Here is an 11,642-nt window from a genome sequence, read left to right on the forward strand (position 1 = left end):
AATACCAAAATTACATATCGGCTTATCAGAAACTTTCCAAACTAAATATTAGCCCACGAAGAGGTATAGTTTTTGGGAATGGTTGTACAGACTCAGATATATCTTCAATTTGATCTGCTCCAGTCAGAGTGGACACTGAACTTAAGTGAATTTTCCATACTTGAAGTTATTCGTGTTTTGCTACTTTAAGTAGAAACTCTAAGTAACTTCTGTCCAAAAATAATTTGGAGACACTCAGAACTCAAAAATCAAGTGTAATCACTGCGTGAACGAAAGTGGACGACATTCCTTAATGAGTCATTTACTAAGGAAACACGTCCACTTTTGTGAGCCTCATTGCCCCTTAACAAAAAAAAGCAGAGGGTTCTCCCCTGCTCTTCTGGCGCTCAGTCAATCATCTATAACCTCGTCGGCGACAATACCGATCAAAAACCCAGCAACTCCACCAGCTAAAGCACCGTAGGCCCCATAGTACCTAGCTCCGAGAGCTGCACCTATTTTCGCTGCACGAATACCTGTGTTCTTTTTGGATTGGGATGACGATTGTGAAAAGGTTCTGCTTTGCATGTTTGCCTCTTTTATATATGAAAAAGGACCATGCTCAGTAAAGAACATGGTCCTCTAATTTTTTGTAACACTGCTTAGTGAGAGTGACCACACACCTGACAGCTACCATCATCATAAGCACGCTCACCGCATGCCGGACAGGTTGTTACTAGGGTTGTGATTGATTTAATCGTCATATAAAGACTCCTTATTGTTTATTGGATGAAGTAATGGGGTGTTGCGAAGCTCATTGATACCTCGGCCTAGAGAGTCCAATTCGAAACCGATGTACCTTGAGCCAAGCTCCGCAACGAAACTTATTGTGCTTTACCTTTAGGGGTATCTAGACCGCATTTCGCCACATCCATGACTTTGCCATTCATGGTTCCACAGGCATCGGCATACCACTCAATACGTGGGCCAGACTGAGAGTAAACTTGTTTACCTGCTTTCCCATTCCAGGATTTTTCTATCTTCGAAATGTCAGCCGGATTACCGCCGAGCGTACCGCCAGCGAATGATGATGTGGTAGCGAATAGACACGTTAGACCTAGCAGGATGATTGATTTTTTCATTGTGTTGTTTCCTTGAATACGTCATGACGCCATCGGTAAAGGCACCGAAAGCGAGAATGGTTAATAGTTTAAAGAGGGTGATCGACAGGTAGTGTCGAGACGAGTGAATCAATTTCACTCAAGTTATATATGCCTTGTCAGACATACGCTGTGGCGACCAATAAAAGCTATAGCAATATCAGTAACCTTATGAAGTTTAGCTAGAAATAATCGGATTCTCTCAAAGCACGACATGCCCTGACGAGTGGTCTATCTAAAATGCGTAGCATGAAAGAACACGACACCCTAGCGAAAAGACTTGGTATTATTTTGACCCGTTTGAATACGGGAGAACGGCTATATCTGGAAGAATTGAGGCGAGAGTTCGGTGTGAGTGAAAGAACCCTGCAGAGGGATTTCAATGAGCGATTAAATTACCTCCCTATTCAACGCGAAGGTGCATGTTATTTTCTTGATCCAAAAGTCTTGGGTAAGCAGACTAACCACGAAATATCAACATTACTTGCCAACATGGGACTCGACACCCTGTTTTCAGGCAAGCACTACCTGAGTAACGGAGTGCTTAACAACAAACCGACGACGCCGTTTCTATTCAAGAACCCACGGATTGAAGACATCAGCGAAAACGCTTCTATGTTCCAGAAACTTATCGAATCGGTTCAACTACGGCACGTAATCAGCTTTGTCTGCGATGGACAGGCCTATGATCAGTTCCACCCATACCGGTTGGTGAACGATAGAGGACTCTGGTATCTCGCCGGAGCACACAGAAACCGCCTAGATTTACTCAGAGTTGCCAGAATTTCCGAGTTAGTCCGATATGAGGACAAATACTCTCCCGATACTAACGTCGAGCAGAGCATCACTGGTTGGCGATCAGATGTTGAGTTAATAACTCCTGTTGACGTGGTTATACAGATTCGGGGACGAATTGCCGATGCCTTCTTCAATGAAAGCACCGACCATGATTTTCGAATGTTGAAAGTACTGGATTCCGGAGACGTATTAGCCTGTAACCAAACCAATAACATTCCACACTTGCTTCGTCAGCTAAAGGCGTGGCTTCCTGATGCAGAGGTATTGTCACCCGACTGGTTGCGGTACCAGTTGAAGCAAGAACTTCAGATCTACCTGAACACCGTCATGTAAAAGCCACAGTTCCTAGTCAATCACCGTCTAAATCTTGGTGTTGGCTGACATCTCCGTCGTAGACACCCCGCTACATAATCAAGCCGCGAGTTACCCAACTCCTCGGCCCTAGCCTTGAACATTCCAGTATGAGCCATTTTCTTGTCTTTCCATGCTCCGCATACAAAGCCCTTGACTTGATGGAATCGTAGACTGATACCGAATAAGGGAAAACTTAAAACGTTGCTATTTTTTAGTACATCCTAATAAACTAATAAATAACCCGCTAGGGGCCGAATTGTTAATAATATATAGCTATTGAAATTACAGATTCAATCACCTCTGGCTATCGTTAGAGTGCATCACGTTTAACGAAAATTGTCCGTTTGGCGATCCATTACCCTTCCTCATTGCCAGTAATAGTAATGGGGCCGGAATAGCCGATTACTAATCCGTCCCCCATCAACCGGCCAGTTCACCTTATAACAATGTGATTTAGGCTCCGTGGCCGCTTTGACCTTCCACAAACACAACGCACCTGTTTTCAGCCCTTGCTTTTACATGTAGCCATGAGTCGAACGCTAACTTTCTCGGGAATTTTCCCTGACAGTTCCAACTACTGATTTGACACAAGGTCATTCAGATCTCCTCCTTTGGCTTTGAAGTTCAAGGATTTTCTAATCCCTTGGCTCGGTGACCAGTAATGAAAAGGCAAAAGCCATCGCACCTTGTTTTCACTGGCATGATGGCTTGTCCAATGTACAGACCAGAGCAACGTGAAAATTTCTCCTGTTCATTTCTTGTCCCGGTCTGGTCGTTCCTTCAGTCCACAGTTAGCTTAACGTCATCGTAAGCTTCCATTGCTACATAGCTGATAAAGTTAGCCTGGTAAGTTTTAAAGAAGTCCTGCACATCTGGCCTGCTTAGTGGTACTTCGCCCATGAACCGGATGAAAGCGACATCGTGAGTCACATCGAAATCAATTTCTTTCTCAAGTTCAGAGTAAAGGCCAGCATAGGAAAAGTCAGTCAGGTAAGCCAGATGCCAGCAGTTATCTTTTTTCTCAAAACGTAGCTCTACTGGGTGAAATCCTCCATCTTCGGGTGTATATAAACTATCACGGTAATTAAGCGTAATTGCGGTAACGTCATTGTTGATTTGATGTTTACTGACTTCTTCATTAATTAGTTGTTTAAAAGCATCAGACACAGGTAGCCCTAGCTTTTCGCCATAGGTCAGTTTCATAATAATTTCTCTTTGATTTTTCGAGGATTGCGCTCTTGATTAGTGCGCAGTATGAAAGGGGTTTATGCGGTAGTTTCGGTGGAGGTGTCAGCGTCAACTAATGCGAGCAGTTGATCACGACGTTCATCAAAATTTGTCGACAGAACGTGAAGAAACAGACTATTCGGCGCAGCCTTTATTAGTCCAATCGTATCAGATCTCAGTGCACTAGCTGTAAACGAGGGATTATTAGCACTTCCGCCGATTATTGCTGGTTTTAACACTGTACTTTTAAATGATTTATCTTTGTACTCCTTAAGAATATTTATCAATTTTCTTATTGAAATGAGTTCTTTGGTAAATAAGCCCCCACTATCATTGCCCGTTAGCTTTAGATGCAGTTCTTCATCTTCTATTGTTTTGACCAAGTCGAAATAAATGTAACTCTCGCTCTTTGGACTAAGCTTTTTAGCTTTCCCTGATAGCAAAGTGGCAGTATTCTCACACTCTATTGCTTCCTGATTACCTTGGTCTTGTGTCTCTTGTACTTTCTCCGGTTCCATTCCTGTCTGTAAGTTTTCTTCCATAACTTCTACCTCGCTATCGGCTTTATTTTTATTACTGGCGGTTTTGCGGGACATAGATATTTATCCTTATTGTTTGGCTTGAGTTATAGCGACTCTGCGTGCGGTAACAAAACCTGTACAGGGTGAGACGTATTTGATGTCGGACTAACTAAATAAACGCCGCCCCCTGCTGATGTGATGATGGCAAGGGCAATGATAAAATCCGTGTCAGTACTGTTAATAAGGTAAACCGTTTCGGGGTAGTTTTGTACAAAACGAATAAGATGCTGAACACTCTCTGGTTGCTGATTAATGGATTCATCCGTATCTGACTCTTCGATTAATATCAGGCTAGTGCTAACCTCTTGCCAGAATTCAGCAGTAATTACATCATCAAATTCGAATGGTTCAGTCATGTGGTGTCGTAAAGCTGCTATCGTCTCTTTCGATAATGGTAGAGAGTCAAGCTCATTGAATTGTGTGATTATTTTCATTTTCAAAACTCCATATATAAGAAAGCCCGAACTCATTCGTTGAGTTCGGGCTTGATATGTTGATTTAATATCGAAGCGATTAGGCTTCGTCGATTAATTGGATTAGAACTTGCGAAGATTGACGAAGAGACTCATTCCCAGCTCTCGCATAACGCATTGTGCTACTAATGGACTTATGGCCGAGAAGTTGCTTTAGCACACCAACATCAACGCCTGCAGATATAAGTGATGATGCATAAGAGTGACGTGCTGTATGAAAAACGATCTGATCGGGTTCTTTAAGCATCAATTCTTTTTTGATCTTGTTGAACAAATGTCGAGGTTGGCTGATGTGTGACTTTTCTTTTTGCCCTGGAAATACATATGGGTTCCCCTTCTTCTTGAGCCTTAGCAAAAAACGAAACTCTTGAATCGCCTGGGGTGTAAGCTGGATCTGGTGTTGAAACCCATTCTTTGAGTCTTCCCTTGGTATACGCATCACACCATTTTCAAGGTCAATATTTGGCCAACGAGCAGCCCTGAGACTGCGTTCTCTGCATCCCAGCATGAAAAGCAGAATAATAAACCGGCTACGAATAGGACAATAATCCGGTTTTCTTAGCTCTTCGAAAATCCGTTTTATCTCCTGAGGCGATAGCCATCGCTCCCTAGCTCCTGTTTCTGGAAACAACTTAACACGAGCCGCAACGTTGGGAATGGAGTACTCTTCTTCTATCATGCGGCCCATTAGCTTGAGCAAACATAACACACGGTTAATTGTTGAACGACTTAGCTTCTTACCACGTAAATGAACCTTATCCATCAATCCTGCAACCATGGACTGTATGTGTGAAACTTTAAGCTGGTCATAACTGATATCCCAAATATCAACACAGTGGTTAAATCTTGCTATATCATGACGCCAGCTTTTCTTGCGTGACTTAGAAATTTTAATGAAGTGATTGTTGAAGTATTCAGATACAGTAGGTATGTCTGGTTTGACGGTTGAGTTTTTTGGATCTATTCCTTCAGCAACCATTAGCTTAATACGTTGCGCTTGCTTCCTTGCATCCGCCAAGGAAACTTCTGGAAACGTACCAAGAGATAAAGAGCCTTTTTTACCATTCAAAGTATATCGAACCAACCACTTCTTTCGCCCATTTTTACCAACCAGAACCTTGAAGCCCGATAATTCGGAACAGGAATACTCTGCTTCAGTGGACCGAGAATTAGGATCATTGGAAGGTAAGCTAGTGATCTTAGCCGTAGTGAATTTAAAACGTTTCTCCATATTAAGTGAACCTCTTTACTGGCTTACTCAATAAGAATATATGTCTAATTTTTGTACTAATCCGGAAGAAAGTCGGACACGAAGCCTAATGTAATACAGACAAGTCAGGCTTCACATCTATTCCAGGTTACTGACAAAGAAAGTTCAACTGTTTTACTCTCTCAACGTATCGTACCAAAAACTACCTTCAGGTGTTTTCCGGTCATTCCCTACTTTAATAACGGTAATTCCTGAATGGTCTTTCAACCTCAATCTTTCTTGATAATACTCTTTAAGCTTTAAATCAGATTCTGCACCAAAGTCATTTGTGTAGTGAAAAATAACTAGTTCCTTTCCATCATCTTCTATACAAGAACGGAATAGGCCATTAATATGCCCGTCATCCACATTAAAACCATAGCCTATAACTGCGACTACATCAGACTCCTTTAGGTTATTGTATAATTTCACATAACGTTCAGACATTTTAATTGATGTGAGAGGTTTAATCCCACTTTGAGTAAATAAAAATGGAACTGTAAAATGCTGACTATCGGCTGAGATTTCTTTAGATACAATAGTATTTAGGTAAGGATCATAGCAGTCATCAACTGAACCATTCAAATAATAAACATCTTCATCTGATATTGTTCCGATAAAGTTGTTATAGTTCGTTGTACCAATAGCCTTAATTTCATGCTCTTCTTTAATATTTAGAATATCATGATAGTAACCATCACCACTTATTATTTTCTCATGGAATTTATCAGCTATAGATGATATATATCGTTGAGCCGTATTCAAAAATATATTTATCTTGCAAAATTTGGCCCAATCTGTTTTTGGGCTATAAAGATAGCGCCAGTTAGAATCAATCAGTGATTGATAGTCTAGTGAAGCAGCAAAGATATCTTCAAGAATTTCTAGGGCAAATGCACATATAAGGTGTTCATCACTTGTATCAGCTGTTATTGCAATTGGCTCGCCATCTAAGATAACTTCGAGGCCTGTCAAACCTGCCCCTCTATAATCTAAAGAAAAAATAGCCCCGAGATCATCAAATATGTCAATCTCATCAGGTTTCTTTTCAAAAATGCCATCATTTAAATTATGCACTAATTCTTCGCCACAAGCCCCTATAAGCAGCTCAAGGACAGAACGACAAAAGTCACGGCACCTTTTTCTTATAAAGAAGTTTTCATCCGTGGATGGGAGCTCAAGTGCTTTCAAGTAACTCGAGAAAAAGTCGCTTGAGAACAGTTGATTATAATCTCCCAAAATACCAGAAATTCTAATTTCATGGCTAAATGTTTCTGAACCAAATGATATACCCAAAACCCTTTCAAAAGCTTCGCGTATGTTTCTATCAAATGTTTCATCAAACTTACGGGCTAATTCTGAGACTCTAGAGTCAAATTCTGATAGATATCTAATAATATCAAAACGTTTGTACTCTAAACTACTTTTAACCAAGCTTTCATATTGAGTTCTACCAAATGATGATATGGGCTTCTTCTCATAGTCTTGTGGTAGCCAATTCTTGGCATAATTTGAGCGTTTATTGACTTTTTCCCTTGCTTCTCTTAACCGTTTTTTGTCTTCAGCAACATCCATTCTAAATATGTCGAGGGCAAATTTCCCTCCTGACGGTAAACCATAGCCAATTTCGGCACCAGCACCAAAAAACAATGATACTTTACTCATTAACTCGCCCTTTTCCAAATATGAATCTTGAATGTCTTCAACAAACAGGTTTTCGATAGACATATTTCAAGCTGATCTTTAGCACACAATCATATCAACACGCTGCATAAGAAAGATATTCCAGCATGCGCATACTTGCCAAAAATTGTGAACTGATAACGTTTGGGCCGGGATGATTACTAGTTAATTTTCTATAAAGTGGACACTAACCCTTAAGTAAAAACTTTTATTAGGTTTCGCGTCCGCTTCATCACGCCCCACCAGACCGGACACAGACAAGAGACCCACAGCAATTCAGCCTTGGCTATATTGGCACGTAAATCACGCACAGTTCATCAGCACAGGAGATTCTTGACACTTTAATCGCACAGGAAATCTGCACAGAGAACAGGAGATAGACAGGAGGTAGGTTTGAGGAGAAGGCTTACCCTGAATTTCAGGTACAAAAAAACCAGCATTAAGCCGGCTTGATATGATTTTTACTGATTACGACACCGCAATTTTTCTAGGATTTTTAAATCCCTTGTGTCTACCAATTCCACCACCAGGGCAACGCAAATCTTTGCGATGGTAACACCATCTCTCAGCGACCTGTGTCGTGAGAACGAGGCGTACTTTAACGGATTAATTTATCTGGTCAACAAAAAATTAGTCTTTTTTATTCAAATGGTTAAAAAGACGACTCTAACGAACAAAGGGCGATCATTTTGCTTATTTGATCATCAATACACTTTGCTTTCGTGCCTTTTAACCTTCTCATTTTATATCAATGAAGAGCCAACAAATCGCGCAAGTTAACAGTATGGGTATAAACTTAACGTGTATTTCAGAGAACAAAATAGCGCTCATCATGTTTCGAAAACCATCATTTCACTTACCCTTACATGCCGACTCCGAACTCGACTTCGTAGTGCCCCACTTCTTCCTTACTGAATTTGATTATGCACGCTCTCTGGAGCAGGGAGTCATCGACGACTTGGATCCTGAATATACACACCAATATCGCGTCACACTGAGGCGCATACGCTCACTATGCTCACTACTTCGCGAACTGATCCCTCCTTTTGAACAGCGTATTTTGAAACCTCATTTAAGAATAATGATGAAGAAAACAAATAAGCTGCGTGATTTGGACGTATTTATCTTGGACAAAAACCAATACATTGAAATGCTCCCAAATCACAAATCGTCTCTTGAGCAACTTTTTTGCTTTATAGAATCTGAACGTGCTTACGAACAAGCAAAAGTTACGCGTTGGCTAGATACACAAGAATACACAACGCACTGCACTTTGATCAGGAATAGTATGTTGCGAAGTACGCAACACGAACCAGTGGATAGCAACGTACCTGCGTTACTTTTCGCAAGCCAAAAAATCTCCGTTCAATTTAAAAAAGTTGATAAAGCACGACGCAAAATCTCGGACAAAAGTCGTGACAGCGTGATTCATTCGATGCGGATAAAGTGCAAAGCGCTTCGTTATTTGTTAGAAGGATTTTCCACGCTCTATCCTTCCCAACAGCACAAAAACAACGTGAAACAACTAAAACTATTGCAAGACAAGCTCGGTGACTTTAACGACACTTCAAGTCAAATTGAATTTTTCGCACAACTCAAAGAAACAGCAAATCTCAATAAACAAGATCGTAAGGCTTTGAAAAAGCTAATTAACGTGCTTAGCGAACATCATGAACTCTCTCGCCAAACCATCTTGACGCATTTAAGCCAGTTTGAGTCTTTCATTCGCGATTCCAATACACAAAATCTCTACCGACCCTAAATCAAGGTTCACGTATTCTTAATATTCATTAATTACAGTCAATCGTTGGGCTCCATTAAGAAAGATAACGTGAAACCATTAAAACGATACCAATACGAGCGCTATGCGGTGCTTTGTAATCTCGCCTACCCTCGCGTCTTCAGACAAACTCAATATGGATTCGATCCTAATGGGCAACGAGTCATTAGAAATGAACACGGTAAGATTATGATTCGCGTGCTCTGGAGTAAAAAACAGAGTGAAGTGGTCGTAGTGATTAAAGGCTCACACAGTATCAGTGATTGGTTGTTGAACTTCGCGATGTGGACGAGAAGCTGTCGAAGGTTGGGACTAAACTATCGCATTCACGCGGGTTTCTATCATCTGTTGTTCCAAGAAAGTTTACCGAGCCGGAATGAAGATCGGTTAGGGTTGACCGTGATCGAACGCCTCGAAGGTATCGTTGTACCACTTATTCTCAGGGGAAAAAGAATCACTATTACTGGCCACTCTTCAGGTGGCGCGATTGGCAGTGTTTTTGCTGACTATATTGAGAAAAAATACCCCAAAAGCATTAAACGCGTGGTCACTTTCGGACAGCCCGCTGTCGGAGATTGGACGTTTAAGAAACGCTACCGTTTGGGGCACAAAACATACAGGATTTGTTGCGACATCGACATCGTGACCTTTATGCCGCCCGTACCTTTTTTGTATTGGCATGTAGGCAAAATGCTATGGTTATATAACGGGAGAATATACGAGAACACCCCAACGCTCATACGGCTTGGGCGCTCCTTATTTAGTTGGTTAATGCGACCGTTCTCTTATCACTTTATGAGTAAATACATTCGCGACAAAGACTTTTTTGATGAACGCTGAGTTAAACATCCGAAAGGTATGACGTACAGACACCAAAAAGCCGGACTTCGCCGGCTTTACGATTAAGTGGTGATCTACAGAGAGGCGATTTCTTTTTCAAGTTGATATTTGTTATCTGTGACAATTCGCTCTAACACTTCAACACGTCGCTTCAAGTCACCAATTTGCTTGTTAAGGTTATCTTGTTCTTCTCGGCTCATCGTATTACGTTCAGATATCTCCAACGCTCTTACTTCTTTACGATGGTTCAAGATTAACTTTATTATCCCGCCCCCAAATATGGCACCGAACACAATAGCCACAACCAATACATCAGCAATAGATTCCATTCTTTATCTTCCTCTAGATTATGCTCAACTATAAGTTACTCATTTGTCGAATGAATATCAAATAACACATTGATTCATTGAAGAGTTTTATCAAGAATTGCCTACTCTGTATCAAAATCACAGGAATGGATTATTCAACGCCAACCCAAACCGAGACAGATCCGCCGTTTACTGGGAACTCAGCCCAACCATTCGCATCAGTCCAAACTTCTTCAGTTCGGAGACCCAACTTGTCTACGTAGCGAGCACTTGGTTTACCCGTATACATCCACTTCGAGCCGCCAGGTCCATCACTCATGATCACGGCCATTGAATGTGGATGCTTTGCATCACCTTCTCGAGTCCAACCAATTACGTCCCAGTGGTCGAGATAAGAATGTTGTTTGCCATACGCATAATCTTTACGCAGTGTTACTAGCTCTTCAATGTAAGGCACTTTGACCATATTGATGTCATGCCCTTTATCACTGTACTGCGCGCCGTAGTAATCTGCATAAAACACGGATGGATAACCTTCTTCACGCAATAAGATAAACGCGTACGCGAGCGGCTTAAACCACCAATCAACCGTCGACTCCAAAGCCTGCAAAGGTTGAGTGTCATGGTTTTCTACTAAGGTAACCGCTTTGACTGAATTGTCCTTCATCAGCGTACCATCCATGATTTGACGCATATCGTAGCTACCACCCGATTTAGACGCATTGTAGAAGTTCATATGTAACGGTGCATCGAATAGAGACATGCTGCCAGAAGTTTTGGTGATAAAGTTATGCAGCTGATTCACATCGTAGTTCCAGTACTCTCCGACCGTGAAAAGTTCTTTCCCTGTTTTCCAACGTAGGTGATCAATCCATTCTTGCAGGTATTGATATTTGATGTGCTTCACCGCGTCCATTCTAAACCCATCCACACCCGTCATGTTGATATACCACTCGCCCCAGTCTTTCAGCTCTTGCTTCACTTCAGGGTGATCCATGTCTAGATCAGCGTACATAAGGTAATCGTAGTTGCCTTTTTCCGAGCTCACTTCCCAATCCCATGCCTTACCCTCACCTTTGAATTTGAAGATAGCTTTTTCTTCGCCAGCATCGTCCCAGTCCACGCCATCAAAGTGGGGTTCTAGGGATTTTCCCCTCTAAAAAGACATAATCCTCTGTAGACCACACCAATAAATGGCTGCGGAGGTGGG

At 41.5% G+C, this 11,642-nt stretch carries 11 protein-coding genes and 1 pseudogene; 3 read left to right on the forward strand and 9 right to left on the reverse strand.

The genetic code is table 11. The annotated features are described in order from the left end of the window. Nucleotides 1-390: 390 nt before the first annotated feature. Nucleotides 391-567, reverse strand: coding sequence for a hypothetical protein (locus tag R7Z41_RS23220; RefSeq protein WP_019280745.1), 177 nt, complete (start codon nt 565-567; stop codon nt 391-393). Nucleotides 568-863: 296 nt separating this feature from the next. Then, the gene (locus tag R7Z41_RS23225) at nt 864-1,121 is read right to left on the reverse strand and encodes a hypothetical protein (RefSeq protein WP_169644533.1); all 258 of its coding nucleotides are present in this window, start codon (nt 1,119-1,121) and stop codon (nt 864-866) included. A 267-nt stretch (nt 1,122-1,388) separates the two neighbouring features. Between R7Z41_RS23225 and R7Z41_RS23230 the strand changes: the two genes are divergently transcribed. Then, entirely contained in the window at nt 1,389-2,270 is an 882-nt protein-coding gene (locus tag R7Z41_RS23230) for a helix-turn-helix transcriptional regulator (protein ID WP_169644535.1), read from the forward strand. An 801-nt stretch (nt 2,271-3,071) separates the two neighbouring features. Here the strand turns inward: R7Z41_RS23230 and R7Z41_RS23235 are convergent. From R7Z41_RS23235 to R7Z41_RS23255, 5 genes are all read right to left on the reverse strand, one after another. After that, nucleotides 3,072-3,494 (reverse strand): DUF2787 family protein, encoded by a 423-nt coding sequence (locus R7Z41_RS23235; protein ID WP_169644537.1) that lies wholly within the window; start codon nt 3,492-3,494, stop codon nt 3,072-3,074. A gap of 62 nt (nt 3,495-3,556) precedes the next feature. Next, a complete protein-coding gene (locus R7Z41_RS23240; RefSeq protein ID WP_169644539.1) occupies nt 3,557-4,114 on the reverse strand; it encodes a hypothetical protein in 558 nt (185 codons plus the stop codon). A gap of 29 nt (nt 4,115-4,143) precedes the next feature. Then, on the reverse strand, nt 4,144-4,533 hold the full coding sequence (locus R7Z41_RS23245; protein WP_169644541.1) for a hypothetical protein: 390 nt from the start codon (nt 4,531-4,533) through the stop codon (nt 4,144-4,146). 79 nt (nt 4,534-4,612) lie between these two features. Then, nucleotides 4,613-5,803, reverse strand: a complete 1,191-nt coding sequence (locus R7Z41_RS23250; protein WP_169644543.1) for a site-specific integrase — start codon at nt 5,801-5,803, stop codon at nt 4,613-4,615. 153 nt (nt 5,804-5,956) lie between these two features. After that, nucleotides 5,957-7,549, reverse strand: a complete 1,593-nt coding sequence (locus R7Z41_RS23255; RefSeq protein ID WP_212734075.1) for a hypothetical protein — start codon at nt 7,547-7,549, stop codon at nt 5,957-5,959. Between the two features lie 787 nt (nt 7,550-8,336). On the opposite strand from R7Z41_RS23255, the gene R7Z41_RS23260 reads away from it, so the two are divergent. Both R7Z41_RS23260 and R7Z41_RS23265 read left to right on the forward strand, forming a co-directional pair. Further along, a complete protein-coding gene (locus R7Z41_RS23260) occupies nt 8,337-9,266 on the forward strand; it encodes a CHAD domain-containing protein (protein ID WP_021707732.1) in 930 nt (309 codons plus the stop codon). A 69-nt stretch (nt 9,267-9,335) separates the two neighbouring features. Next, complete coding sequence (locus R7Z41_RS23265; RefSeq protein ID WP_005375991.1) at nt 9,336-10,124, forward strand: lipase family protein; 789 nt, start codon at nt 9,336-9,338, stop codon at nt 10,122-10,124. 74 nt (nt 10,125-10,198) lie between these two features. Here R7Z41_RS23265 and R7Z41_RS23270 read toward each other — a convergent pair whose 3' ends face one another. After that, on the reverse strand, nt 10,199-10,453 hold the full coding sequence (locus R7Z41_RS23270; protein ID WP_005375990.1) for a hypothetical protein: 255 nt from the start codon (nt 10,451-10,453) through the stop codon (nt 10,199-10,201). Nucleotides 10,454-10,583: 130 nt separating this feature from the next. After that, nucleotides 10,584-11,567, reverse strand: a pseudogene (locus R7Z41_RS23275) (alpha-amylase); the annotation flags it as partial. Nucleotides 11,568-11,642 lie beyond the last annotated feature (75 nt).

The sequence above is a fragment of the Vibrio sp. 1457 genome (assembly GCF_033340195.1).
Taxonomy (GTDB): Bacteria; Pseudomonadota; Gammaproteobacteria; order Enterobacterales; family Vibrionaceae; genus Vibrio; species Vibrio alginolyticus.

What these genes read in the sequence shown, in the direction of transcription:
- R7Z41_RS23220 (WP_019280745.1), bottom strand. Translation starts at nt 567, where the DNA reads ATGCAAAGCAGAACCTTTTCACAATCGTCATCCCAATCCAAAAAGAAC.
- R7Z41_RS23225 (WP_169644533.1), bottom strand. Translation starts at nt 1,121, where the DNA reads ATGAAAAAATCAATCATCCTGCTAGGTCTAACGTGTCTATTCGCTACC.
- R7Z41_RS23230 (WP_169644535.1), top strand. Translation starts at nt 1,389, where the DNA reads ATGAAAGAACACGACACCCTAGCGAAAAGACTTGGTATTATTTTGACC.
- R7Z41_RS23235 (WP_169644537.1), bottom strand. Translation starts at nt 3,494, where the DNA reads ATGAAACTGACCTATGGCGAAAAGCTAGGGCTACCTGTGTCTGATGCT.
- R7Z41_RS23240 (WP_169644539.1), bottom strand. Translation starts at nt 4,114, where the DNA reads ATGTCCCGCAAAACCGCCAGTAATAAAAATAAAGCCGATAGCGAGGTA.
- R7Z41_RS23245 (WP_169644541.1), bottom strand. Translation starts at nt 4,533, where the DNA reads ATGAAAATAATCACACAATTCAATGAGCTTGACTCTCTACCATTATCG.
- R7Z41_RS23250 (WP_169644543.1), bottom strand. Translation starts at nt 5,803, where the DNA reads ATGGAGAAACGTTTTAAATTCACTACGGCTAAGATCACTAGCTTACCT.
- R7Z41_RS23255 (WP_212734075.1), bottom strand. Translation starts at nt 7,549, where the DNA reads ATGTCTATCGAAAACCTGTTTGTTGAAGACATTCAAGATTCATATTTG.
- R7Z41_RS23260 (WP_021707732.1), top strand. Translation starts at nt 8,337, where the DNA reads ATGTTTCGAAAACCATCATTTCACTTACCCTTACATGCCGACTCCGAA.
- R7Z41_RS23270 (WP_005375990.1), bottom strand. Translation starts at nt 10,453, where the DNA reads ATGGAATCTATTGCTGATGTATTGGTTGTGGCTATTGTGTTCGGTGCC.